General features: G+C 74.5%; 22 protein-coding genes, 1 tRNA gene and 1 pseudogene. 15 read left to right on the forward strand and 9 right to left on the reverse strand.

Annotated features, from left to right (window positions below; all coding sequences use genetic code 11):
* Positions 1-6 precede the first annotated feature (6 nt).
* From ACFQH9_RS00770 to ACFQH9_RS00785, 4 genes are all read right to left on the reverse strand, one after another.
* Positions 7-1,515, reverse strand: a complete 1,509-nt coding sequence (locus tag ACFQH9_RS00770; RefSeq protein WP_379563054.1) for an MFS transporter — start codon at positions 1,513-1,515, stop codon at positions 7-9.
* Positions 1,516-2,072: 557 nt separating this feature from the next.
* Positions 2,073-2,786, reverse strand: coding sequence for a class I SAM-dependent methyltransferase (locus tag ACFQH9_RS00775; protein ID WP_379563056.1), 714 nt, complete (start codon positions 2,784-2,786; stop codon positions 2,073-2,075).
* Between the two features lie 207 nt (positions 2,787-2,993).
* Entirely contained in the window at positions 2,994-3,335 is a 342-nt protein-coding gene (locus ACFQH9_RS00780) for a TfoX/Sxy family protein (protein ID WP_379563058.1), read from the reverse strand.
* A gap of 252 nt (positions 3,336-3,587) precedes the next feature.
* A complete protein-coding gene (locus ACFQH9_RS00785) occupies positions 3,588-4,691 on the reverse strand; it encodes a 5-methyltetrahydropteroyltriglutamate--homocysteine S-methyltransferase (protein WP_379563060.1) in 1,104 nt (367 codons plus the stop codon).
* Between the two features lie 349 nt (positions 4,692-5,040).
* On the opposite strand from ACFQH9_RS00785, the gene ACFQH9_RS00790 reads away from it, so the two are divergent.
* Positions 5,041-5,907, forward strand: coding sequence for an LLM class F420-dependent oxidoreductase (locus ACFQH9_RS00790; RefSeq protein ID WP_379563062.1), 867 nt, complete (start codon positions 5,041-5,043; stop codon positions 5,905-5,907).
* Here ACFQH9_RS00790 and ACFQH9_RS00795 read toward each other — a convergent pair.
* Positions 5,897-6,643, reverse strand: coding sequence for an IclR family transcriptional regulator (locus ACFQH9_RS00795; protein WP_379563064.1), 747 nt, complete (start codon positions 6,641-6,643; stop codon positions 5,897-5,899). The two genes, ACFQH9_RS00790 and ACFQH9_RS00795, sit on opposite strands and share 11 nt — an antisense overlap.
* A 59-nt stretch (positions 6,644-6,702) precedes the next feature.
* Here ACFQH9_RS00795 and ACFQH9_RS00800 point away from each other — a divergent pair, with 59 nt between their 5' ends.
* Together ACFQH9_RS00800 and ACFQH9_RS00805 are read left to right on the forward strand one after the other, a co-directional pair.
* A complete protein-coding gene (locus ACFQH9_RS00800) occupies positions 6,703-6,948 on the forward strand; it encodes a DUF2630 family protein (RefSeq protein WP_379563066.1) in 246 nt (81 codons plus the stop codon).
* Complete coding sequence (locus ACFQH9_RS00805; RefSeq protein WP_379563068.1) at positions 6,945-7,574, forward strand: nucleoside/nucleotide kinase family protein; 630 nt, start codon at positions 6,945-6,947, stop codon at positions 7,572-7,574. The genes ACFQH9_RS00800 and ACFQH9_RS00805 overlap by 4 nt, the downstream gene beginning before the upstream one ends.
* Positions 7,575-7,733: 159 nt before the next feature.
* Here the strand turns inward: ACFQH9_RS00805 and ACFQH9_RS00810 are convergent.
* Positions 7,734-7,819: transfer RNA gene (locus tag ACFQH9_RS00810), tRNA-Leu, on the reverse strand.
* A gap of 196 nt (positions 7,820-8,015) precedes the next feature.
* Here ACFQH9_RS00810 and ACFQH9_RS00815 point away from each other — a divergent pair.
* From ACFQH9_RS00815 to ACFQH9_RS00860, 10 genes and pseudogenes are all read left to right on the forward strand, one after another.
* Positions 8,016-9,212, forward strand: coding sequence for a DUF3662 and FHA domain-containing protein (locus ACFQH9_RS00815; protein WP_379563070.1), 1,197 nt, complete (start codon positions 8,016-8,018; stop codon positions 9,210-9,212).
* A 103-nt stretch (positions 9,213-9,315) separates the two neighbouring features.
* Entirely contained in the window at positions 9,316-9,774 is a 459-nt protein-coding gene (locus ACFQH9_RS00820) for an FHA domain-containing protein FhaB/FipA (RefSeq protein ID WP_345380624.1), read from the forward strand.
* Entirely contained in the window at positions 9,771-11,147 is a 1,377-nt protein-coding gene (locus ACFQH9_RS00825) for a PP2C family protein-serine/threonine phosphatase (protein ID WP_379563073.1), read from the forward strand. Before ACFQH9_RS00820 ends, ACFQH9_RS00825 begins: the two co-directional genes overlap by 4 nt.
* Positions 11,147-12,637 (forward strand): FtsW/RodA/SpoVE family cell cycle protein, encoded by a 1,491-nt coding sequence (locus ACFQH9_RS00830; RefSeq protein WP_379563075.1) that lies wholly within the window; start codon positions 11,147-11,149, stop codon positions 12,635-12,637. The genes ACFQH9_RS00825 and ACFQH9_RS00830 overlap by 1 nt, the downstream gene beginning before the upstream one ends.
* A complete protein-coding gene (locus ACFQH9_RS00835; protein ID WP_379563077.1) occupies positions 12,634-14,103 on the forward strand; it encodes a peptidoglycan D,D-transpeptidase FtsI family protein in 1,470 nt (489 codons plus the stop codon). Before ACFQH9_RS00830 ends, ACFQH9_RS00835 begins: the two co-directional genes overlap by 4 nt.
* Positions 14,100-15,218: pseudogene (locus ACFQH9_RS00840) on the forward strand (serine/threonine-protein kinase); the annotation flags it as partial. The gene ACFQH9_RS00835 and the pseudogene ACFQH9_RS00840, both read left to right, overlap by 4 nt.
* A gap of 1,081 nt (positions 15,219-16,299) precedes the next feature.
* The gene (gene pknB / locus ACFQH9_RS00845) at positions 16,300-18,225 is read left to right on the forward strand and encodes a Stk1 family PASTA domain-containing Ser/Thr kinase (protein ID WP_379563079.1); all 1,926 of its coding nucleotides are present in this window, start codon (positions 16,300-16,302) and stop codon (positions 18,223-18,225) included.
* Positions 18,225-18,866 carry an aminodeoxychorismate/anthranilate synthase component II gene (locus ACFQH9_RS00850; protein ID WP_379563081.1) on the forward strand — a complete coding sequence of 214 codons (642 nt, stop codon included), beginning with the start codon at positions 18,225-18,227 and terminating at the stop codon, positions 18,864-18,866. Before pknB ends, ACFQH9_RS00850 begins: the two co-directional genes overlap by 1 nt.
* 124 nt (positions 18,867-18,990) lie before the next feature.
* Positions 18,991-19,251 carry a cell division protein CrgA gene (locus tag ACFQH9_RS00855; RefSeq protein ID WP_379563083.1) on the forward strand — a complete coding sequence of 87 codons (261 nt, stop codon included), beginning with the start codon at positions 18,991-18,993 and terminating at the stop codon, positions 19,249-19,251.
* 128 nt (positions 19,252-19,379) lie between these two features.
* Positions 19,380-19,814 (forward strand): PH domain-containing protein, encoded by a 435-nt coding sequence (locus tag ACFQH9_RS00860; RefSeq protein ID WP_379563085.1) that lies wholly within the window; start codon positions 19,380-19,382, stop codon positions 19,812-19,814.
* Positions 19,815-20,177: 363 nt separating this feature from the next.
* Here the strand turns inward: ACFQH9_RS00860 and ACFQH9_RS00865 are convergent, their stop codons facing one another.
* Together ACFQH9_RS00865 and ACFQH9_RS00870 are read right to left on the reverse strand one after the other, a co-directional pair.
* Positions 20,178-21,062, reverse strand: coding sequence for a rhomboid family intramembrane serine protease (locus tag ACFQH9_RS00865; protein WP_379563087.1), 885 nt, complete (start codon positions 21,060-21,062; stop codon positions 20,178-20,180).
* A 7-nt stretch (positions 21,063-21,069) separates the two neighbouring features.
* On the reverse strand, positions 21,070-21,609 hold the full coding sequence (locus tag ACFQH9_RS00870) for a peptidylprolyl isomerase (RefSeq protein WP_379563089.1): 540 nt from the start codon (positions 21,607-21,609) through the stop codon (positions 21,070-21,072).
* 53 nt (positions 21,610-21,662) lie between these two features.
* On the opposite strand from ACFQH9_RS00870, the gene ACFQH9_RS00875 reads away from it, so the two are divergent.
* Positions 21,663-22,154 (forward strand): hypothetical protein, encoded by a 492-nt coding sequence (locus tag ACFQH9_RS00875; protein ID WP_379563091.1) that lies wholly within the window; start codon positions 21,663-21,665, stop codon positions 22,152-22,154.
* Here ACFQH9_RS00875 and ACFQH9_RS00880 read toward each other — a convergent pair.
* Entirely contained in the window at positions 22,145-23,260 is a 1,116-nt protein-coding gene (locus tag ACFQH9_RS00880; protein ID WP_379563093.1) for an alpha/beta hydrolase family protein, read from the reverse strand. The two genes, ACFQH9_RS00875 and ACFQH9_RS00880, sit on opposite strands and share 10 nt — an antisense overlap.
* Before the next feature lie 263 nt (positions 23,261-23,523).
* On the opposite strand from ACFQH9_RS00880, the gene ACFQH9_RS00885 reads away from it, so the two are divergent.
* The gene (locus ACFQH9_RS00885) at positions 23,524-24,096 is read left to right on the forward strand and encodes a hypothetical protein (RefSeq protein ID WP_379563095.1); all 573 of its coding nucleotides are present in this window, start codon (positions 23,524-23,526) and stop codon (positions 24,094-24,096) included.
* Positions 24,097-24,154 lie beyond the last annotated feature (58 nt).

Genomic DNA, 24,154 nt, shown 5'->3' on the forward strand with positions numbered 1-24,154 from the left:
GGTGGATCACGGAGTCGTCGGCGCCGGAACGGGCTGCGCGACCGGGACCGCGAGGGGCGCGGGCCGGCGGGGACGGAGCAGGAACGCGGCGACGAGGGCGCCGAGGAGGGCCAGGACCGCCGAGACCTCCAGGGCCAGCCGGACGCCCGTCGTCTGGGCGACCGCATAGGCGGCCTGCACGGCGTCGGCCGAGGTCAGGGCGGCAGCGCCGCGCAGGTCACCGGCGGCGAGCAGGTCGGCGCCGACCGGGAGCTCGTGACGGGCCGAGGCCAGCGCTCCGGCGTGGATGATGGCGCCCAGCACGGCGATGCCGAGGGCGTTGCCGAGCTGGCGTGCGGTGTTGGCCGCGCCCGCGGCGACCCCGCTGCGCTCCGGCGCCACCCCGACCACCGCCGCGGCGCCGAGCGCCGGGTTGGCCAGGCCCATGCCGAGCCCGGCGAGCACGAACCCTGGCAGCAGGAGCGGGAAGGTCCAGGAGGGCTGCACGAAGGCCAGCGCCGCGAGCCCGGCCCCGGACAGCGCGAGGCCGGCCGTGAGCCGGATGCGCAGCGAGTACCGCGCGCCGATCCGGGCCCCGAGGAGGGCGACGAGGGTGGACAGCAGGGTCGCCGGGAGGTACCAGAGCCCGGCCTCCAGCGCCGAGAGCCCGAACACCACCTGCAGGTACGGGCCGAGCAGCACCAGCATCGACAGGATCGACAGCGCCATGGCCATGCCGGCAACCAGCCCGCCGGCGTAGGTGGGCAGGCGGAGCAGCCCGACGTCGATCATCGGCACCGCGCGCCGGCGCTGCTGCAGCACGAACACGGGCAGCAGGAGCACGGCGAGTCCGAAGGCGATCCAGACCCGCGGGGCCGAGGCGTCGGCGCCCACCCAGCTCACGCCGAGGATCAGTCCGCCGATCCCCACCGTGAGCAGCACGGTGCCGAGCAGGTCGAACCGGCCGCGGGCCACCCCGCGAGGTGTGGGCAGCGCGAGCACGCCGACCAGCGCCGCCGCCGCCGCGACCGCGGCCAGCACGGCGAAGGCGGGACGCCAGCGGCCGAACTCCAGCGCCAGCCCCGCCCCGAGCGGGCCGGCGGAGAGGCCCGCACCGATCGCCGCGCCCCACAGCGCGACCGCGCCCGCACGCCGCTGCGGCTCGACCGCCGCCGCGACCAGGCTGAGCGACGACGCCATCAGCGCCGCCCCCGCCCCGCCCTGCGCGATCCGGGCGGCGACGAGGAGCGGCACGGTCGTCGCGAGCGCGCAGCCGGCGGAGAAGACCGCGAAGCCGACCATCGCCCCGATCCACACCCGGGCCGCGCCGAAGCGGTCGGCGAGCGAGCCGCCGGTGAGCAGGAACGCGCCGAGACCCAGGGCGTAGCCGCTGACCAACAGGTTCAGCTCCGCGATCCCGACGCCCAGGTCCGCCCCGATCGCCGGCAGCGCCACGATCGGCAGCGGGAAGCTCGCGAACACCACGAACGGGGCGAGCGCCGCGGCGCCGATCGTGACGGGCTGAGTTTTTGCCACGAACTCAGGCTACGGACGTGAACGGTGGGGCGTCAACGGCTTCCGGGTTCGTGGTGGGCGGTGGTCGGTCGGCTGAGAGTGCCGCCGCCACGAGGATGGTGCCGGGCCGGCGGTCATGATCGACGGTGAAGTGCAGGCGGACCGAGCGCGGAACCTCTGCTGCACGGAATCGGAGATCAGCTCGGGTCGGCGGCGCAGTCATGATCGGTAGTGGTGTGCGGGAAGGGCCGAGTGCCGAACAGCAAGCGCACGGAACCGACGATCGGCTGCGCCCGTGACCCCACGATCGGCGGTGGTGTGCAGGGAGGACCGAGCGCGGAGCCGCTGCTGCACGGAACCGGAGATCAGCTCAGACGGGCTGCGCTCATGATCGGCCGTGGCGGGCAGGGAGGACCGTTTTGCGGAACCGCCGGCGCACCGAACCGGCGATCGGTGACGGCCGCTGACGGGTGCGCCAACGGCGCCGGCCGCGGCCGGATCAGCGGCGATGTGCGACGACGAGCGTGAGCCGGACCGCCGGAGCCGGGGACCAGCCGAAGGCGGTTGGTGGTCGGGGGTCAGGCGGGGCGGGCGTCGAGGACCCGGAAGAGGTTCCAGAGCCGGTAGCCCTCGCCCTGCCTGCGCGACGCGAAGGTGGTGAGGACCGCCGCCCGTACTGCGGCCGGACCTGCGGCGTTGACGGCGTACCGCCCGATGTCGGAGGTGAGCAACGGCCCGACCAGCGCGTCCTCGTCGGGATAGTCGAAGGGGCAGCGCACCTCGTCCAGCGCGAGGACCTCGAGGCCTGCGGTCCTGGCGATCTTGCGGAAGCGGTCCGGTTCGGTCAGCGGGGGCGGCCCGGCGGGGGTGCGGCGCGCTCCACGGGGCGGGAGGAACGGGGAGAGGGCCTCGCCGAAGAGCCGGACGTCGGACTCCTCCTCGCGACCCCAGACCGTCGCGCGCACCAGCCCGCCGACCCGCGCCGCCTCCTTGAGCACCTTGAGCGGGTTGGTGACGTGCGCGAGCACCTGCACGAGCGCGACGAGGTCGAAGGACCCGTCGAGCTGGTGGGCGTCGCCGACCTCGAACTCCGCGGCCGGCACCTCCCGCCGCGCCGCCGCGACGGCCGAGCGGTCCGCATCGATGCCGGTGACCGTGAAGCCCCGCCTGCTCGCGAAGGCCGCGAACACGCCCGGCCCGCACCCGACGTCGAGCACCGACGCACCCTCCGGGACGCCGGCCAGCACCCGCTCGTACAGCGGCTCGCCCCAGCCGGTGGCCCCGTCGCTCACCTGCCCGAGCCTAGCCGGACGTCTCGCCGCTCACGGCTGCGGTGACACACCCATCCGGATCACCTCGCACACCCCGCCACAGTGCGACACACCTGTTCGACGACGTGTGGGGCGACTCGGCGGGGTGTGCGCCGCCGGATGGCGAGGGAACCACGGAGCCCGAGCCGTGACGTCGAGCAGCGCCGTTGCCGAGCAGCCGTCGCGGCGTCATTTCGGCGGGAGGGTCTTCACGAAATCGACGCCCTCGGTGACCCAGGCGGCGAGGTCGGTGTCGGGGAGGTCGTCGATCTCCGGGTGGCCGAAGACCCGGAGCCAGCCGTCCATCTCCCGGCCCTGCATCACCATCCGCTCCACGCCGGGACGGGTGACCAACTCCGGGGTGCGGTCCGGGTCGACCCGGACCATCAGCCCGCCCCGCCCGCTGGCGGCGACGGCCATGTGTCCGCCGAGCAGGAAGGCGAGCCCACCGAACATCCGCTTCTCGGTCAGCCCGGGTTCCTCCGCGAGCAGGGTGCGGATGCGCGCGGCGAGAGCTTCGTCATAGGCCACGCGGGCACGGTAGCGCCGGACCCCGACAGGACCCTCGAAATTTCGCCGGCCCCAAGGACACCAGCCGACACCAGCCCACCCACGCCGACGCCAGCTCCCCCGACGCCAGCTCAACTGACGCCGGCCCACCGACACCGGCCCACCAACACGGCCCACCAACACGGCCCACCGATGCGGCCACGCCGGTCGGTCGGCGACGGATAGTCAGCGCAGGCCGGTCGGGCGCGGGCCGGTCGGGCGCCGCACCCGCCGTCAGCCCCAGACGTCCTCCGCGACCTGCACGATCAGCCGGAGCTTGGCGATCTCCTCGTCCACGGTGAGCGTGTTGCCCTCCACGGTCGAGGAGAAGCCGCACTGCGGGGACAGGCAGAGCTGGTCGAGCGGGACGTACTTCGCCGCCTCGTCGATCCTGCGCTTGAGGGTGTCCGCCTCCTCGAGCCGGCCGTTCTTGGTGGTCACCAGCCCGAGCACCACCTGCTTGCCCGGCGGGACGAACCGCAGCGGGGCGAAGCCTCCGGAGCGCTCGTCGTCGAACTCGCAGAAGAAGCCGTCGACGGCGAGCTCGCCGAACAGCGCCTCGGCCACGAAGTCGTAGCCGCCCTCCGCCGCCCACGAGGAGCGGTAGTTGCCGCGGCACATGTGCGTGGTGATCCGCATGCCCTCGGGCTTGTCCGCGATCGCGGCGTTGATCTGCCGGATGTAGCGCTCGTGCAGGTGGTCGGCGTCGTCGGCGGCGTGTTCGGCCCGCTGGGCGGGGTCGTTGAGGTAGGCGAGGCTGGTGTCGTCGAGCTGCAGGTAGCGGCAGCCGAGCTCACCGAGCGCCCGGACCTCGTCGGCGTACGCGGCCGACAGGTCCGCCCAGAACTCCTCGATGTCCGGGTAGACGGAGCGGTCGATCGCCGCCGTGCCGCCGCGGTAGTGGACCATGCTCGGCGACGGGATGGTCAGCTTCGGGACCGCGGTGGTGGTGCACGAGGCGAGGAACCGGAAGGCGTCGGCGAAGATCGGCTCGCGCAGCCGGACCTTCTCCGTGATGGCCAGCCCGGCCGAGGTGAAGGCGCCCTCTCCCTCGGCGTTGATCATCCGGACGCGGATCTGCTCGTCGGTCTTCGTGACGCCGCCGAGCTGGTAGATGAAGTCCATGTGCCAGGAGGTGCGGCGGAACTCGCCGTCCGTGGCGGACCGCAGCCCGATCTCCTCCTGCAGCCGGACGACGTCGCGGATCGCCTCGTCCTCCGCCGCCTTCAGCTCGGGGGAGCCGGGCTCGTGCCGCGCGCGGGCGTCGAGCAGGGCCTTGGGTCGCAGCAGACTGCCGACGTGGTCGGCGCGGAAGGGGGGTTCGGTGCGCAGCGCCATGGGCAGAACCTAGTCCGCGTCACGACCCTGCGCCGCGCGTGAACGCCGGTCGATCCACGGAGCGCAGACCGTGCCGCCGCACGGGCCGGCGGATCTCGGACGGGAGAGTGCCGGCCGACAACGTCGCGGCCCCGTTCCACGGCGCCGGCGAGCCGTGCGCGACCCCTTCCTCCGTCGACCGCGGGCATGATCAGCAGTCTTGGACGCGGAGGGTCGGATTCCGACCGTCCCCGTCCACAGGCGGTGATCATGGCGGGTCGGGTGGGCGCCGACCGTCCCGGTCCACAGACTGTGATCATGGCGGGGCACGGCCCGCTCGCCGTGACGGGGCTCGTCGTCGGGTCAGGGGATGGCAAGGTCCGTGGTCATGGACCTCGGCGTCACCACCTTCCTGACCGACTACGGCATCGACCCGCTCGCCCTCGCGCGGGGCGTCGAGGAGCGCGGCTTCTCGGCGCTGTTCCTCACCGAGCACACCCACATCCCGACCAGCCGGCGCTCCCCCTGGCCGGGCGGCGCCGAGCTGCCGCGGCAGTACAGCCACACCTTCGACCCGTTCGTCGCGCTCGGCGCGATGGCGGCCGTGACCGAGCGGATCGCGCTCGGCACGGGCGTGACGCTGGTGAACCAGCACCACCCGATCAACCTCGCCAAGCAGGTGGCCAGCGTGGAGCGGCTCGCGCCCGGGCGCGTCGAGCTCGGCGTGGGCGTGGGCTGGAACGAGGAGGAGATGGCCCACCACGGCATCGACCCGCGGCAGCGGACCGCCCAGATGCTCGAGCGGATCGAGGCGCTGCGCGCGATCTGGACGCAGGAGGAGGCCGAGTACCACGGCCGCTTCGTGGACTTCGACCCGATCTGGTCCTGGCCCAAGCCGACGGCGGTGCCCCCGGTGCTGATCGGCGGCGGCGGGCCGACCGTGCTCGACCGGGTCCTCTCGCACGGCGACGGCTGGATCCCGCTGCGGATCCGGCTGAAGGAGCTCGACGCCTTCGCCGAGCGGGTCACCGAGCTGCGCCGGCGCGCGGAGGAGGCCGGCCGCGGCCACCTCCCCGTGACGATCTTCGGCGGCGCCCCGAAGCCCGACGCGCTGGAGTCCTACGCGAAGGCGGGCGTCGACCGGGTGCTGTTCACCCTGACGGACCGGGAGGGCCCCGACGCCGAGGCGCAGACCCTGGCCGAGCTCGACACGCTCGCGGAGCTGCTCACGCGGTGAGCACCCGGGCCACGCGGTCCGCCGCCTCGCGGACCGCGTGCTCGAGCTCCCACCGCCGGGCGGTGAACTCGGCCCGGCTCACCGCGACCCCGACCGCCGCCGTCGCGCCGCGCAGCGCGACGGCCACGCCGGCGACCCCGCGGTGGAACTCCTCGACCTCCACCGCCGCCCCGGCGGCCCGGATCCGCTGCAGCTCCCGGTCCAGGCCGCGCCGGTCCGAGAGGGTGCGCGGGGTGTAGGCCGTGAGCGGCGTGCGCTCCAGCACCTCGCCCAGCTCGGCGGGTCCGAGGCCGGCGAGCAGCACCTTGCCCAGGGCGGTGGCGTGCACCGGCGCGGGCTCGCCGACGCGCAGGCCGAGCGGACCGGGGTGCTCCGCGCAGCGGTCGACGTGCGCGACCACGACGTCGACGTCCCGCCGGACGGCCAGGTACGCGGCCGCACCCACGCCGTCGTGCACCTCGTGGAGCAGCCCGCGCACCGCCGCCGACGGCCGGACCTGCGTGGTGAGCCCGCGGTGCAGCTCGGCGACCTTGTAGCCGAGCCCGTAGCCCCGCACCGCGTTGAGCCGGACCAGGTAGCCCTCCTCGACCAGCGTGCCGAGGGCCCGGTACACCGTGGGCAGCGGGCAGCCGAGGCGGCGGGCGATGGCCTTGGCGGTCACCCCGTCGCCCAGCGCGGAGACCGCCTCGAGCACCCGCAACGCCCGGACCAGCGAGCCACCCTGCCCCGAGGTCACGCGACTAGTGTCTCAGGGTGCAGTGATCGTGCAGCAAGCACTTCAGCGGAGGATCCCCAATGACCGACGACGCCGAACTGCGGCAACGGATCACCGAGCTCGTCGAGGAGGAGCACCGGCTCGAGCGCTCGCACGTCGGCATGCCCCTGAGCGACGAGGAGCGAGCGCGGCTGGACCGGATCGGGGTGGACCTGGACCGGTGCTGGGACCTGCTGCGCCAGCGCGACGCCCGGCGCGCCGCCGGCCAGGACCCCGACGGGGCGCAGACCCGCGACGCGTCGACGGTGGAGAACTACCGCCAGTGACCTCGACGCGCCCGATCCGCCCGGTGAGCCGCGAGGCGCTCGCGGACCACCTGGTCGAGCGGGCCGCGGCGCTGCCCGGGCGGGCCCGGGTCGCGGTCGACGGGCCGCCGCCGACCGGGACCGCGGAGCTGGCCGAGGCGGTGGCCGAGGGGCTGCGGCTGCGTGGCCGGGACGCCGTCGTCGTGCGGGCCGCGGACTTCCTGCGGCCCGCCTCGCTGCGGCTCGAGTACGGCCACCACGACGAGGACATGTACCTCGACGGCTGGCTCGACGTGGGTGCGCTGCGCCGCGAGGTCCTCGACCCGGCCGGGCCGGGCGGCGCCGGGCGGGTGCTGCCCCGGCTCTGGGACGCCGAGCGCGACCGGGCCTACCGCGAGGACTACCGGGAGCTGGGCCCCGCCGGGGTGGTGGTGGTCGCGGGCGCCCTGCTGCTGGGCCGGGGACTGCCCTTCGAGCTCGTGGCCCACCTGCACATGGGCCGCGCCGCGCTGGCCCGCCGGACGCCGCAGGCCGAGCGCTGGACCCTGCCGGTGTTCGAGCGGTACGAGCGCGAGCGGGACCCCGCGGCGAGCGCCGACGTGCTGGTGATGGCCGACCACCCGGAGCGCCCGGCCATGCGCGCATGACGGCGGTGATCGACCGGTGATCGACCGGTGATCGACCGGTGATCGACCGGTGATCGACCGGTGATCGACCGGTGATCGACCGGTCGTCGCAGCGGGCCGGCGGCTCGGCGACCCGGGAACGGACGAAGGCCCGCCGGGATCCGGCAGGCCTTCGGGGGGTGGTGGGCGAGGAGGGAGTTGAACCCTCACGTCCTTTCGGACACACGGACCTGAACCGTGCGCGTCTGCCATTCCGCCACTCGCCCGAGCGACGAGAGAAAAGCTAGCACGGCCCCCCGGGGGCCCGTGCGAGGGGGTCCCCTACCCGATCGTCACCCGTCGATCCGGCGCGCGCGGGCGGACGGTCACCGCACCACCGGGTCGGGTGTCACCGGACGCGGGCCTACCACGGATACCATCGGACACGCCGGTAACACGCCGAGCGGACGAAAGGAAGATCGAGTGGGCCGTGTCGATCGCTTCGAACGCCGTCTCCAGGGGATGGTGGACGACGCCTTCGCGCGGGTCTTCGGAGGCAGCGTCGTTCCCCAGGAGGTCGCCCAAGCGCTGCTCAGGGAAGCCGAGGACCATCTCCGGCAGCTCGCGGGGGGTCGGGTGCTCGCACCCAACGCCTACACCGTGCAGCTCAGCCCCGCCGATCTTGACCGCATGGCGGGCGACACCGCGGGGGTCACCGACTCGCTCTCCGCGCACGTCGCCGCGCAACTCGCCGACCAGGGATGGGACACCTACGGCGAGGTCGTAGTCTTCCTGGAGCGCTCCGAGGCGCTGCACACGGGACAGTTCCGCACCCGCTCGGCCGTGGACCCCGACGCTTCCCGTCGGTCCGCCGGACGAGCACGCAACGCAGGAGAAGCACCCATGAGCCAGCAACCGGGCCACCCCGAGGAGAACGGGCAGTACGGCTACGACCGTGGTGCCCCGTACGGCCAGCAGACCTACGCCCCGCCGCAGGACCAGCACGGTCAGCAGGGCCAGCAGGGCTACGGCCAGCAGGGTTACGGCCAGCAGGGCGGGTACGACCAGCAGGGCGGGTACGACCAGCAGGGCTACGGCCAGCAGGGCGGCTACGGCCAGCAGGGCTACGGCCAGCAGGGCGGCTACCCGCAGCAGGGCTACGACCAGGGCTACGAGGGCGGCCAGCAGTACGGCGGCCAGCAGTACGGCGGCCAGCAGGCCTACGCCCAGCCCGGCTACGGCCAGCCCCAGTACGGCGGCCAGCAGGGCTACGCGCAGCCCGGGTACGACGGCTACGGCCAGCAGTACGACCAGGGCTACGACGGCGGCTACGACCAGCAGGGCTACGGCCAGCAGCAGGGCTGGGGCGGCCAGCCTGGCTACGGCCAGCAGCTGCAGGCCACGCTGACCCTGGACGACGGCTCCGGCCGCAGCTACCCGCTGACCGAGGGCACGCACGTCATCGGCCGCGGGCAGGACTCGAACTTCCGGCTCCCGGACACCGGCGTGTCGCGCCGGCACCTGGAGATCAGCTGGGACGGGCACACCGCCACGCTGTCGGACCTCGGCTCCACCAACGGCACCACGGTGAACGGCAACCCGGTGCAGCAGTGGCAGCTGACGGACGGCGACGTGATCCGGGTCGGGCACTCCAGCCTGGTCTTCCGAACCCAGGGCTGAGCCGACCCCGCGTCCGGGCGGGAGGCCGTGCGGGCGGGGTCGGTACGCTGCACCGTCCCTGCCGTGTCCCCTGCCCACCTCACGAGATCGGAGTGCCCGGCGAGTGCCCGAATTGGTGCTGCAGCTGACCAGAGCGGGTTTCCTCGCCCTGCTCTGGCTGTTCGTGCTGGTCGCGCTGCGGGTGGTGCGGTCGGACCTGTACGCGGCCTCCGGGCTGCGGGCGATCATGCCCGGCGGCGGCCGGGTGGCCGCCAAGGCGGGCCGCAGCCGGACCGCCCGGCAGCTGCTGGTCACCCAGGGGCCGCTGGCGGGCACCCGGATCACGCTGGACTCGCGGCCGATCCTGGTCGGCCGCGCGGACGACTCGACCCTCAAGCTCGACGACGACTACGCCTCGACCCGGCACGCGCGGATCAGCCAGCAGGGCGAGGAGTGGTACGTCGAGGACCTCGGGTCGACGAACGGGACCTACCTGGACCGGGCTAAGGTCACCGGACCCACCCGGGTCCCCCTGGGGGTCCCTGTCCGTATCGGCAAGACGGTGATCGAGCTGCGCTCATGACGCTGGTCCTGCGCTACTCCGCCCGCAGCGATCGCGGGCTCGTCCGGCAGAACAACCAGGACGCGGTCTACGCCGGGCCGCGGCTGCTGGCCCTGGCGGACGGGATGGGTGGACACGCCGCCGGCGAGGTGGCGTCGTCCCTGGTCATCTCCGCGCTGGCCCCGCTCGACGAGGACCAGCCCGGCGACGACCTGCTGGCCGAGCTGCGCGAGGCCACCTTCGAGGGCAACGCGGCGATCACCCGGCACGTCGCGGAGTCCCCCGACCTCGAGGGCATGGGCACCACGCTGACCGCGATCCTGTTCGCGGGCAACCGGCTCGGCCTGGTGCACGTCGGCGACTCGCGCTGCTACCAGCTGCGCGACGGCGCGTTCACGCAGATCACGAAGGACGACACGTTCGTCCAGTCGCTGATCGACGAGGGCCGGATCAGCGAGGACGAGGCGCACACCCACCCGCAGCGCTCGCTGCTCCTGCGGGCGATCACCGGGGCCGAGGTCGAGCCGTCGCTGACCATCCGCGAGGCGCGCGCCGGCGACCGCTACCTGCTCTGCTCGGACGGGCTGTCCGGCCCGGTGAGCGACGAGACGCTGGCCGAGACGCTGCGCCAGTACGCCGACCCGCGCGAGTGCGCCGACCGGCTCATCGAGCTCGCGCTGCGCGGCGGCGGCCCGGACAACATCACCTGCATCGTCGCGGACGTCCTCGACGTCGACTACGGCGACGACGCCCCGATCATCGGGGGCGCGGCGGGCGACGGCAGCGACGACGGGATCGCCGGCGCCGACACGGCCGCCTCCCGGGCCTCGGCGACGACGCTCCCCCGGGCCCTGCCCCGCCGCGTCGAGCCGGCGGCGCCCACGCAGCCGGACCGCCCGAACCGCCGCACGGCGGTGCGCGTCGGGATCGCCGTCGCCGGGCTGCTCGTGCTCCTCGCCCTGGGCGGCTGGCTGGCGCGCAGCTGGGTGATGCAGCAGTACTACGTCGGGACCGAGGCCGAGCAGGTCGTGATCTACCAGGGGGTGCGCGGGAGCGTGCTGGGCGTGCCGTTGCAGACCGTCGCCGAGCGGACGGACATCACGCTGTCCGACCTGCCCGAGGACGCGCGCAGCACGGTCGCCGCCGGCATCCCCGCCTCGAACGGGCTCGACGGCGCCCGCGGCACCGTCGCCCGGCTCCACTCCCGGATGCTGCCGGTCTGTCCCACCGAGCAACCCGCCCCGGCCACGCCGACCGCACCGGCCCCCGCGGCCGCGGGCGCCGCACAGCCCGATCCCAACGTCCCGCCGGACCCGAACGCGCCGCCGACGGACACCACTCCGCTGCCGACCGTCACCCCCGAGCCGGGCTTGACCTGCCGGCCGGCGAGCTGATGGCGGCCCCGGAGTCGACGGCGGCCCGGCCGGGCGGGGCGAACGGCCGGGAGGGCGCCCCCGCGCTGCCCACCGGACGCACCATCGAGCTGCTGCTGCTGGTGTTCGCCGCGATCATCGTGACCGGCGCGCTGGTGCTGGTGGAGGCGAACCAGGAGCAGGAGCTCACCCCGACGCTGCTCTACGTGGGCCTGGCGTACCTGGTGGTGCTCACGCTCGCGCACCTCGCGGTGCGGCGCTTCGCGCCCTACGCGGACCCGCTGATCCTGCCCTCGGTGGCCCTGCTCAACGGGCTGGGCCTGGTGATGATCCACCGGCTCGACCTGGCCGACCAGGACCGTGCGGCGCTGCTCGGCCAGCCCGTCCCGGACTCGCTGGTGTTCAAGCAGATCCTGTGGACGGCCGTCGGGCTGGCGCTGTTCATCGCCGTGCTGTGGTGGGTCTCCGACCACCGCACGCTGGCGCGCTACGGCTTCACCTGCGGCCTGGTCGGCCTGGTCCTGCTGGCCCTGCCCGGCCTGCTGCCGTCGTCGATCTCCGAGGTCAACGGCGCGAAGCTGTGGATCCGGGTCGGCGGCGCCGGCATCCAGCCCGGCGAGTTCGCCAAGATCCTGCTGATCATCTTCTTCTCCGCGTTCCTGGTGCAGAAGCGGGACCTGTTCTCCACCGCCGGCCGCCGGTTCCTCGGCATGGAGCTGCCGCGCGCCCGGGACCTCGCGCCGCTGCTCGTCGCGTGGGGGCTGTCGGTCGGCGTCCTCGTGGTCGAGCGGGACCTCGGGTCCTCCCTGCTGATCTTCGGGATCCTGCTCGTGCTGCTGTACGCGGCCACCGAGCGCGTGTCCTGGATGCTCATCGGCCTCGGGTTCTTCGTGGTCGGCGCACTGATCGCCTACCAGCTGTTCGGGCACGTGCAGGTCCGCGTGCAGGTGTGGCTGGACCCCTTCTCGGACTACGAGAACCGCGGCTACCAGATCGCGCAGGCGCTGTTCGGGCTCGGCACCGGCGGCGTCGGCGGGACGGGCCTCGGGGCGGGGCGGCCGGACCTGGTGCCCTTCGCCGAGAGCGACTTCATCTGGTCCTCGCTCGGCGAGGAGCTCGGGCTGATCGGGCTGGCGTCGATCCTCGTCGTCTACCTGGTGCTGATCACCCGCGGCCTGCGCAGCGCGCTCGCGGTGCGGGACAGCTTCGGGAAGCTGCTGGCCACCGGCCTGTCCTTCGCGGTCGCGCTGCAGATCTTCGTGGTCATCGGCGGCGTCACCAAGCTGATCCCGCTGACCGGCCTGACCCTGCCGTTCCTGTCCTACGGCGGGTCGTCGCTCGTGGCGAACTACGCTCTCGTCGCGATGCTCCTGCGGATCTCGAACGCGGCGCGGGCCCCGCTCACGCGCCGGCCCGCCGCCCCCGCCGTCCCGATCGCCGACGCCGGCACCGAACTCGTCCAGCGGCCCACCACCGGGCCGATCCCCGGCCCGACCGGGGGCCGCCCGTGAACACCCCGATCCGCCGGATCGCCATCGCCGTGATGGCGCTGATCCTGCTGCTGCTCGGCAACCTGACCTACGTGCAGGTCGTCAAGGCCGGGGACTACCGCGAGGACCCGCGCAACCAGCGCGTGCTGCTCGCCGAGTACGCCCGCAAGCGCGGGCAGATCTCCGCGGACGGGCAGGTGCTGGCGCAGAGCGTGGAGACGGACGACCGGCTCAAGTACCAACGCCAGTACACGGACGGCCCGGCCTACTCCCCGCTGACCGGCTACTACTCGGTGATCTACAGCTCGAGCGGCATCGAGCGCTACGCCGACCCCGTGCTCAACGGCACGGACGACCGGCTGTTCGCCCGCCGGCTCTCCGACCTGATCACCGGCCGGGACCCGAGCGGCGGCAACGTCGTGCTCACGGTCAAGCCGTCCGTGCAGGAGCGGGCGTACGCGGAGATGAGCGAGAAGGGCTACGAGGGCGCGGTCGTGGCCCTGCAGCCCAGGACCGGCGAGATCCTGGCGATGGTGTCCACGCCGTCGTTCGACCCGAACCCGCTGGCCAGCCACAACTCCGCGACCCAGCAGCAGGCGTGGAAGGCCGACAACGCCGCGGACCCGGCGACCCTGCCGAACCGCGCGATCGACCAGACCTTCCCGCCCGGCTCGACGTTCAAGCTGGTCGACGTGGCCGCCGCGCTGCAGAACGGCTACACCCCGGACAGCCAGCTCACCGCGGCCCCGAACATCAGGCTGACCGGGACGAACACCACGCTGGAGAACTACGCCGGCACCCAGTGCGGCACGGGCCAGACCGCGTCGCTGCGCGAGGCGTTGGCCCGCTCGTGCAACACGGCGTTCGCCCAGCTCGGCGGTGAGCTCGGGGCGGACAAGCTGCGCGCCCAGGCGGACGCGTTCGGCATCGGCCGCTCCGACCTGTCCATCCCGATGCCGGTCACGGCCTCGGGCGTCGGCGACCTGCCGGACACCGCGGCGGTGCAGCAGTCCTCGATCGGCCAGCGGGACGTGCGGCTGACCCCGCTGCAGAACGCCATGATCGTCGCGTCGATCGCGAACGGCGGGCAGACCATGGCCCCGCACCTCGTCAAGGAGGTGCAGGGGCCGGACCTCGACGTCATCGACACCACCGAACCGGACCGGCTCGGCCGCTCGATGCCGGCCAACGTGGCGGCCACCCTCACCGACATGATGCTCGGCTCGGAGGCCCGCACCTCGGGCGGCGGCAAGATCACCGGCGTCCAGATCGCGTCGAAGACCGGGACCGCGGAGCACGGCACCGACCCCAAGAACACCCCGCCGCACGCCTGGTACGTCGCCTTCGCCCCGGCCAACGACCCCCAGGTCGCGGTGGCCGTGCTCGTGGAGAACGGCGGCGACCGGGCCCTCGAGGCGACCGGCGGGTCCGTCGCCGCACCCATCGGCCGGGCCGTGATCGCGGAGGCGTTGCGGGGCGGCCAGTGACGGCGGGCAACGGCCCCCTCCCGGTCCCCGGCACCCTCGCCGCGGGCCGGCTCATCGCCGACCGCTACAAGCTGGAGCGGCGGATCGCCGTCGGCGGCATGGGCGAGGTCTGGGAGGCGCTCGACGAGCGGCTGGGCCGGCACGTGGCCGTCAAGGTGCTGCGCGGCGAGCTCTCGGACGACGACGAGTTCCTCCACCGCTTCCGCATCGAGGCCCGCACGGTGGCCTCGCTCAACCACTCCGGCGTCGCCTCCATCCACGACTACGGCGAGGACGAGGTCACCGAGGACGGCCGGCGCACGGCCTACCTGGTGATGGAGCTGGTCCGCGGCGAGCCGCTGTCCGCCGTGATCGCGCGTGGCCCGATGGAGCCCGCCGAGACGCTGCGGATCATGGAGCAGGCCGCGCACTCGCTCTACGCGGCGCACGAGCGCGGGTTCGTGCACCGGGACGTCAAGCCGGGCAACATCCTCATCCGCGTCGACGGCACCGTGAAGCTCACGGACTTCGGCATCGCCAAGGCCGCCAACGCCGTCCCGGTCACCCGCACCGGCATGGTCATGGGCACGGCCCACTACATCGCGCCCGAGCAGGCCAGCGGCGGCGAGGCCGGGCCGGAGGGCGACGTCTACTCGCTCGGCATCGTCGGCTACGAGTGCCTGGCGGGCCACCGGCCCTTCCGCGCGGAGAACGCCGTCGCGGTCGCGATGATGCAGGTCCGGGACGAGCCGCCGCCGCTGCCGGACTCGGTGCCGTGGCGGGTCCGGCAGCTGATCGAGACGATCCTGGTCAAGGACCCCAACCGGCGCTACGCCGACGGCGCCGAGCTGGCCGCCGCGGTCGCCGCCGTCCGCCGGGGCGAGGCGTTGCCGACCCCGGCGCGCCTGGCCGCGCAGGGGCTGCGGCTGCCCTCCGCCGGACCGGAGGGCGGCGCGGACGCCGGGACCGACCCGCCGACCAGCCATCGCCGGCGCAGCAAGCGGGACCGGCGTGCGGCGCGGGGCCGGGACCGGAGCCGCAGCGCCCCGGCGACGCCGTCCTCCCCGTCGGCGACGCCGTCCGGGCCGTCCTCGGCGCCCTCCCTGCCTCCGGTGTCGCCCGCCTCCCCCGTCTCCTCCCCCGTCTCCTCCCCCGTCTCGTCCTCGGGCGGCCCCGGGGCGCCCGGCTCCGGGGCGCAGCGCACCGCGGACCGGAGCGGCCCGAACCGAACCGACTCGGTGCGGAGCGGAACGGACCGGAGCAGCACCGACCGGAACGGCCCGAACCGGACCGACTCGGACCGACACGGCACGGACCGGAACGGCAGCAGCCGAGCGATGCCGGACACGGGCTCGGACCGGGCGGCGGCGGCCTCGCGCACCGCCGGCCCGAAGCGGGACCGCCCGGCCCCGGAACGGGCGGGATCGGACCGGGCGGGATCGGACCGGGCGGGATCGGACCGGGGCGCGTCCACCCGCGGGCCGGACCGTGGCGGGGCGGACCGCGGCACGCCCGACCGTGCCGCCGCGGACGTGCGCTCGGGACCGGGCACCGCCGTGCCGGGCACGCTGCGTTCGCCGGCCCGGGGCGTCGAGCCCGCCCGGCCGACCCCGACGCCCACCCGTTCCCCGGGGACGGCCCGCACCGCCACGCCGCCGGGTACACCGACCCCCTCCCCGACGTCCGGCGGCACGCCGCGCCCCACGGCCGACCGCCCCTCGCCCCGTCCCTCTGCCGGAGCGTCCCTCGGCCCGGCGACCCCGGGAGCCGCGGCCCGCACGCCCCCGCCGCGCCCGCCGGTCGCGCCCGCGCCACCCACCGAGCCGCTGAAGCTGGTCGCCCGGCAGCAGCCGAACCGCACCGGCACGGTGCTGCTCGTGGCGTTCGTGCTGCTGATCGTCGCCGCCGTCGTCGTGGCGGTGCTCACGGTGCCGAAGCTGTTCGCCGACGCCCCGGCACCGTCCACCGGGACCGTCCCGACCGCGGGGCAGCCGGGAACCGGTACAGGTAGCGTGTCGGGCCAGGTGGCCGTCCTCGCCCGTCCGGCGGCACCGGCCGGGTCCCCGGGACCCGCGGCCGCCCCGACCCGCACGGAGGAGGTCCGGTGAGCCCTCGCAGTCGCCGGGTCGGCGCACGCCCGGGGTGGCCGGGGGCCGCGACGGCACCCGGCCCGGGCATGATGAGACCCGCCCCCCACCCCCTCAGGAACCGGACCCGATGACCACCCCCAAGCTGCTCTCCGAGCGCTACCAGCTGGGCGACACGCTCGGCTACGGCGGCATGTCCGAGGTCCACCGCGGGACGGACACCCGGCTCGGCCGGGACGTCGCGATCAAGGTGCTGCGCGCCGACCTCGCGCGCGACCCCCAGTTCCAGCTGCGCTTCCGCCGGGAGGCGCAGAACGCCGCGGCGCTGAACCACCCCGCGATCGTCGCGGTGTACGACACCGGCGAGACCCAGACCGAGTTCGGCCCGCTGCCGTACATCGTCATGGAGTACGTCGACGGCCAGACGCTGCGCGAGATCGTCAAGACCACCGGGCCGCTGTCCCAGCAGCGGGTCATCGAGGTCATGGCGGACGTCTGCGCCGCGCTCGACTTCAGCCACCGGCACCACATCATCCACCGGGACGTCAAGCCCGCGAACGTCATGATCACCCGCAACGGCGCGGTGAAGGTGATGGACTTCGGCATCGCCCGCGCGCTCGGCGAGGGGCAGAACGTCACGCAGACCGCGGCCGTCATCGGCACCGCGCAGTACCTGTCCCCCGAGCAGGCGCGCGGCGAGCAGGTCGACGCGCGGTCGGACGTCTACGCCGCCGGCTGCGTACTGTTCGAGCTGCTCACCGGCGAGCCGCCGTTCACCGGCGACACCCCGGTCGCGGTGGCCTACCAGCACGTGCGGGAGGACCCGCGGCGCCCGTCGGAGGTCAACCCGCAGGTCCCGCCGGCACTCGACGCCGTCGTGCTCAAGGCGCTGTCGAAGAACCCGGCCAACCGGTACCAGTCGGCCGCCGAGATGCGCGCGGACCTGATCCGGGTGCGCAACGGCCAGCAGCCGCTCGCGCCGATGGTGATGAGCGAGGACGAGCGCACCGCGCTGCTCGCCGAGCAGACCGCCGCCACCCGGCGGATCTCCGGCGGCGGCCGGCACGCCCCGCCGCCGCCCCCGCAGGCCTGGGAGGACGAGGAGCCGCGCCGACGCACGGGGCGCACGGTCGGGATCGTCGTCGCGGTGCTCGCCGCGCTCGGGCTCATCGGCTTCTTCGGCTACCAGGTGCTGGGCGGGCCGGCCCAGCCCGACCAGATCGCCGTGCCGAACGTCGTCGGCCAGGATCCCGACGCCGCGCGCACCGCGGTGGTCAACGCCGGGCTGCTCGTGGACCTCAAGCAGGAGCCCTCGGACGTCGCGCTCACGAACAAGGTCACGCGCACCGACCCGGGTTCCGGGGTCCAGGTCGCCGAGCGCAGCCGCGTCACGATCTTCGTGGGCAGCGGGCCCGCCTCGGCCACGGTGCCGGCGCTGACCGGCAAGACCCCGGAGGAGGCCGCCGCGCTGCTCGAGCAGCGGGGTCTCAAGCTGGGCGAGCAGTCCACCCAGGAGACCTCGGACTCCAGCCGGGTCGGCACGATCCTCTCGTCGTCGCCGGCGGCCGGGGTGGACGCGCCGGGCGGCAGCGCCGTGTCCGTCGTGGTCGGCACGAAGCAGACCACGGTCGCGGTGCCCGACGTCAGCGGCCAGAGCGAGGACCAGGCCAAGCAGGCCCTGGCCAACGCCGGGTTCAGCTCCGTGCAGACCCAGAACGTCGACGGCGGCGGCCGTGAGGGCACCGTCGTGGGCACCAACCCCTCGGCCGGCACCCGCGTCGCCCCGGGGACCACGATCACGCTGCAGGTCTCCCGCGGCAACCAGGTGCAGATGCCCGACGTCGTCGGCCGCTCCGCCGACGACGCGGTCGACCAGCTGCGCGCGGCCGGCATCCGCAACTACCAGCTGCAGGCCACGCAGGTGTCCGACCAGTCGCAGAACAACCGGGTCGTCAAGTCGGACCCGTCGGCCGGGCAGTCCGTCGACCCGGACGAGACCGTGACCCTGACCGTCGGCCAGGCCTCCGGCGGCGGATTCTTCGGAGGCGGGAACTGATGCGCGTCCTGGTCGTCGACAACTACGACAGCTTCGTCTACAACCTCGTGCAGTACCTGGCGCAGCTCGGCGTCGAGCCGGTCGTCGTGCGCAACGACGAGCTGTCGGCCGGGCTGGACGAGCTCGGCGAGGTGGGCGCGGTCCTGGTCAGCCCCGGGCCCGGCATCCCCGAGGAGGCCGGCCGCAGCATCGACGTCATCACGGCCGCCGGGGACCGCAACCTCCCGCTGCTCGGGGTGTGCCTCGGCCACCAGGCGATCGGCGTGGCCTGGGGCGGCGTGGTCGAGCGGGCGCCGGAGCTGCTGCACGGCAAGACCTCGCAGGTGTTCCACGAGGGTGTCGGGGTGCTGCGCGGGCTGCCGGAGCCGTTCACCGCCACCCGGTACCACTCGCTGGCGATCCGCCCGGACACGCTGCCGGTCGAGCTCGAGGTCACCGGCCGTACCGAGACCGGGCTGATCATGGCGGTGCGGCACAAGGACCTGCCGATCGAGGGCGTCCAGTTCCACCCCGAGTCCGTGCTCACCGAGAGCGGGCACCGGATGCTGGCCAACTGGCTGGCGAGCGCCGGGCACGAGGTGCCGGAGGAGCTCGTCCGCCGGCTCGGCGACGAGGTCGCCGCCCTCACCGCCCAGGTCTGAGCTCCGCCGCGGCGCTCTCGTCGGGCCCACGTCGTCGGCTCGTCCGATACGGTGGTCACGAGCGGTGCGCCCGACGGGCGCGCACCACGCCGCGTCACCCGTAGAAAGCTCCACGAGGTCCCCGATGCCGAAGTCCAAGGTCCGCAAGAAGGCCGCCTACACCCCGCCGGCGAGCGACCGGAAGCCGGTGAAGCTCCAGGGCCCGACCCATCCCGCGTACGTCGCCATCATGCTGGGTGTCGGCCTGCTCGGGCTGGCCTGGCTGATCACCGACTACCTGGCGCGGGACGCGATCCCCTTCCTGCAGGCGCTGGGCGGCGCGAACTTCCTCGTCGGCTTCGGGCTGATCGTCATCGCCCTGCTGATGTCGATGCGCTGGCGCTAACCGTTCACCCGGTCACGCTGCGTGATCCAGGCCATATGGCTTCTCGCACGCCTGTGACCAAGGGAAACTACAAGTGTGTGATTCATCCCCACTGTGGACAAGCCCTGTGGACAACTCTCACAGCTACCATGCGTGAGCATCGCTGGGCCCCGGCTCCGGGGCTCGTCGCGCTCGCCTGGGTCCTCACGGCGGCCGCCCTCGGCTGGCTCGTGGCCCTGCTGCTGAGCGACACGGACCCGGCCGGGCGGATCATCGCCGGGGTCGCCGCGCTCGGGCTCGGGTACGCCGCGCTGGTCGGCACGATCGCCCGGCCGCGGCTCGCCCTGCACCACCACGGGCTCGAGGTGCGCAGCCTCACCCGCACGCGCTCGGTCGACTGGCCCGCCGTACAGCGGGTGCGCGTGCTGCGGACCCGGCGGTTCGGCCGCGAAACGAGCCTGCTCGAGCTGGACCTGCTGGTCGGCGGCGAGGAGCGGCTCGTCGTCCTGGGCCGGCTGGACCTCGGGGCGGACCCCGAGGACGTCGCCGAGGTCGTGCGGCCCTACCTCCCCAGCCGCTCCTGACCGCGACGGTCCTGTGCACGATCGACGATCGGGGGGTTGATCGGCCGTCAGGGAGCGGTCTCCCGTCCTGATCACCCCGACGGCCCAGTGGTCCTCACCCTCCGCCGAGCCCGCGCGGGCGCGCGTGCCACCTCCGGAGGCTCGCCCCGGCGGCGACCGCCTTCCTACGCTCGACGTGCCGACGAGGAAGGGGAGATCACCCATGATCGCCAGGACGCCGATGCGCGGGACCGACGGCTGCCCCACCGGCTGCGGGTGCAGCAAGCCGGAGTGAGTCCGGCGGCCGGGGACCGACGACGTTCCCCGGCCCACCCGGCGCGTCCGGTCGGGCCGTCCTCGCGGTCAGGGCGGAGCCCCTCGCGGTCACACGAAGGCGACCGCCGCGGCCCGCCCGGCGATGACCGTGAGCACCACGACCGTGAGCACCACGAGGGCCCCGGCCTGCAGCCCGGTGCGGTTGCGCACGGGCGGCACGTGCACCAGTGCGGCCGTCGCGGCGGCCCCGAGCACCAGCCCGCCCAGGTGGCCGACCAGCGAGATCCCGGGCACGACCACGCTCAGCACGAGGTTCACCACGACCAGGCCCACGACCTGGCCCGTCGGGACCCGCAACCGCCGGGCGACCACGAACAGCGAACCCATCAGCCCGAACACGGCGCCCGAGGCACCCGCCACCAGCGACGCGGGCGAGGAGAAGAGCATCACGGCCGCCGCGCCGCCGAGCAGCGCCACCAGGTAGACCGCGAGGAAGCGGACCCGCCCCAGCACGGGCTCGAGCTCCCGCCCGATCACCCACAGCGCCAGCATGTTGAAGACCAGGTGCAGCGGCCCGTAGTGCAGGAAGCCGGCCGTGAGGGGCCGCCACCAGTCGCCGGTAGCCACCAGGCCCGGCACGAGCACCCACTCGCGGAAGAGCGGCGCGGCGTCGTTGGACCCGATGCTGCGGGCCTGGGCCGCGGTCAGCACGAACAGCGCCACGTTGAGCGCCACGAGCACCGGCACGACGACCGGGCGGCCGCCGGGTTCGGCACCCGCCACCGTCCTTCCCCGCCGGACGCCCCGGCTGCCCTGGTACACGCAGTCGACGCACTGCTGCCCGACCGCCGCGTCCCGCAGGCACTCCGGGCAGGCGGGCCGGCCGCAGCGCGTGCACCGCAGTCCCGTCGGACGGTCCGGGTGCCGGGCGCAGGCCGGCAGCGCGGCCGTGGGTTCCGGCGGGGGGTCGGGCGGTCCGGCGGGGTACGTCACTCGGGTCCTACTCGACGTCGATGTGCTGGATCACGACGTCCGTGAGCGGCCGGTCGGCCCGGTCGGTGGCGGTGTTCGCGATCGCGTCGACGACGGCGCGCGACTCCGCGTCGGCCACCTCGCCGAAGATGGTGTGCCGGCGGTTGAGGTGCGGCGTCGGGCCCACGGTGATGAAGAACTGCGAGCCGTTGGTGCCGGGGCCCGCGTTCGCCATCGCCAGCAGGTACGGCCGGTCGAACTTCAGCTCGGGGTGGAACTCGTCCCCGAACTGGTAGCCCGGCCCGCCGCGGCCGGTGCCGGTCGGGTCGCCGCCCTGGATCATGAAGCCGCTGATCACGCGGTGGAAGACCGAGCCGTCGTAGAACGGCCCGCTGTCGCCACCCCCCGCGTTCGGCTGCGAGTAGTCCTTCTTGCCGGTCGCGAGGCCGACGAAGTTCTCCACGGTCTTGGGGGCGTGGTCCGGGAAGAGGATGATCCGGATGTCGCCCTCGGACGTCCGCAGCGTCGCGGTCTGCTTCGAGTTGGCTGGTGCAGTCACGTCGTCCATCGTGCCAGGGTCGGTGGGGCACGCCACCCCGGCACACCACGAGCGGAGGCCGTATGAACGCCCCGAGCATTCCCACCGGCACGCGCGAGTCGCTCGACCGCGCCCGCGACCGGGCGGAGGCCGCCCTGTCGTCGTCGTTGTCCCAGCTGGGCGGGACGGTCGAGGAGCTCGCGCACGAGGTCGTCGACACGGTGGAGGAGAACCTGCCGGTCCTGGCCGAGAAGGCGGGCCGGCTCGCCGGCCGGGCCGAGGCGGTCGTCGGGGCCGCCGCGGCGACGGCCCGCGAACGGCTCGACGAGGGCGTGCTCCGGGCCCGGCGCGAGCTGGCCGCCCGGATCGACCCCGGCACCCCGTCCCCGCGCCGCTGGTGGTGGATCGTCGCGGGCCTGCTCGTCACGGCGCTGTCCGTCGCCGGCTGGGTCGTGCTGTCCCGCCGGCCGCAGCCCGTCGAGCCGGTCACCGAGCCGCCGGCCACGACCCCGCCCGGCGACGTCGGCCTCGAGGCGGAGTCCCCGGCCGCGGCCGCCCGCAACGGTCACTCCTGAGCCAGGACCTCCGCGAGGAACGCCGCGACCGCGCGCTCGTAGCGCTCGGGGTCGGCGTTCCACGCGGCGGTGTGCTCCACCCCGCCGACCTCGACGTACCGGATGGGCCAGCCCAGGTCCCGGCCGGCGGCGGCCAGCGCGCGGCTGGGCCCGACCGGCACCGCCGTGTCCGGGGTGCTGTGCACGAGCAGGGTGGGCGGCCGGCGCGCCGGCGGGTGGCGCAGCAGGTCGAAGTCGTCGAAGTCGATGCCGATCCGCCGGCGGGTGATCGCCGTCGCGACCGGGATCAGCTGCGGCGGCAGCAGCCGGTTGCGGGCCTGCCGGCGCAGGGTCGCCCGCCAGTCGACCAGCGGGGCGTCCCACACCACGGCGTCGACCAGCTCGGCGGCGGGCGAGCGGTCGAGGAAGGCCCCGCCGATCGCGGCGCCCATCGACCAGCCGACGAGCACGATCCGCCGCGCCCCGCGCCCGACCGCGTACCCGACCGCGGCCTCGAGGTCCTCCCACTCGGTGTCGCCGAGGTGGAAGCGGCCGTCCGGGCTGGGCGGGGCCTCGTCGTCGTTGCGGTAGCTGATCACCAGGGTCGGCAGGCCGAGCCGGTGCAGAACCGGGAGGATCCGCAGGGCCTCGCGCCGGCGGCCGCCGCGGCCGTGCACCGCGACCGCCCAGACGTCCCGCGGTCCGGGGACCTCCCAGGCGGGTGCGGGGCCGAGCGGGGTCGCCACCTGCACCTCGCCGAACGCCAGGCCCCGCGCCCCCGGGTCCGGGTCGAACGGCCCGGCGTCGACGACGGCCGGCCCCTCCGGCGGCACCGGTCCGGACAGCAGGACCCGGCGGACGCCGTGCCGGTCGTCGGAGAGCACCCGCCCGATCACGGCGAGCCCGTCCGCCCAGCGCAGGCCCCACACCCCGGGCTGCCGGACGAGCCGGCTGCCGGCCAGGGTCACGGCATCGCCGTCGGCGCGCAGCACCCGCTCGGGATAGGCGACGACGCGCACCGGGTCGAGCAGCACGTCGGCGTAGTGCCGGCCGACCCCGACCGCGCCGGCCCCGACCAGTCCCAGCCCCGTGCCGACGCCGGCCGCGAGCAGTCCCCGAACACCCACGCGCCCGATCATCCCGAGTGGACCGTGCCCACGTCGAGGCACCGCCCGCCGTGACGGCACCGAGATGTTCGCCGCGTCAAGCACCGCCGCTCCCCCGACGTGGTGAAACGCGTGTGACCTGCGTCTTTGTGGCCACCGCATCGGGTGAAGAGCCGCCCGAGGGCACAACCGGGTAACGGCGGCTTCGTTGGCCCCGCAGATCCACACGCGAGTCGAGCGACGTTCGACATCCGGTTACCCCCGATCGGAAGGACCCCCCAGCCATGAGCAGTCTCGCCAGGCGCACGCTCACGACGACGGCCACCGTCGCCGGTGTCGCCGCCCTCGGCGCCGCCTTCGCCGGCCAGGCGTTCGCCGCCGACCTGCCGACGACGCCCGAGCTGCCCACGGAGGCCGCGGCCGCACCCGAGGCCCCGGCGCTGGAGGCCCCGTCGCTCGACTCCGCCCCGAGCCTGCCGACGGACTTCAGCTCCTTCACGGTGCCCGGGGTCGCGAACTTCGAGGCCCCGAACGTCTCCTTCGACAGCAGCGGCAACAGCTCCACCGCGGGCGAGCTGCCGGCGGCCTCGCACGAGGCGGCCCACGAGGGCCCGGCGCTGCCGGAGCTGCCCGCGGCCGTGCAGGACCACCTGCCGGCCACCGGCGGCGAGCTCGCCACCCCGCAGGCCTCGCTGCCGCTGGCCGGCCCGGAGGTGCCCGAGCCGCCCGCCCTGCCGGCTCTGCCGTCGACCTCGGACCAGGACCTCGACACGCAGGACACCGCGCTGCCCACCAGCGACCTCGGGGCGCCCTCCACGGGCGACATCGCCTCGCAGATCGCCGCGCTCGCGGGCTGAGCGTCCGCTCCCCACGGTGCCCGGATCCCCCGAACCGGGCGCACCCATTCCGACGCGC

Origin of the sequence: Pseudonocardia lutea, assembly GCF_042658055.1 — a bacterium.
GTDB classification, from domain to species: Bacteria; Actinomycetota; Actinomycetes; order Mycobacteriales; family Pseudonocardiaceae; genus Pseudonocardia; species Pseudonocardia lutea.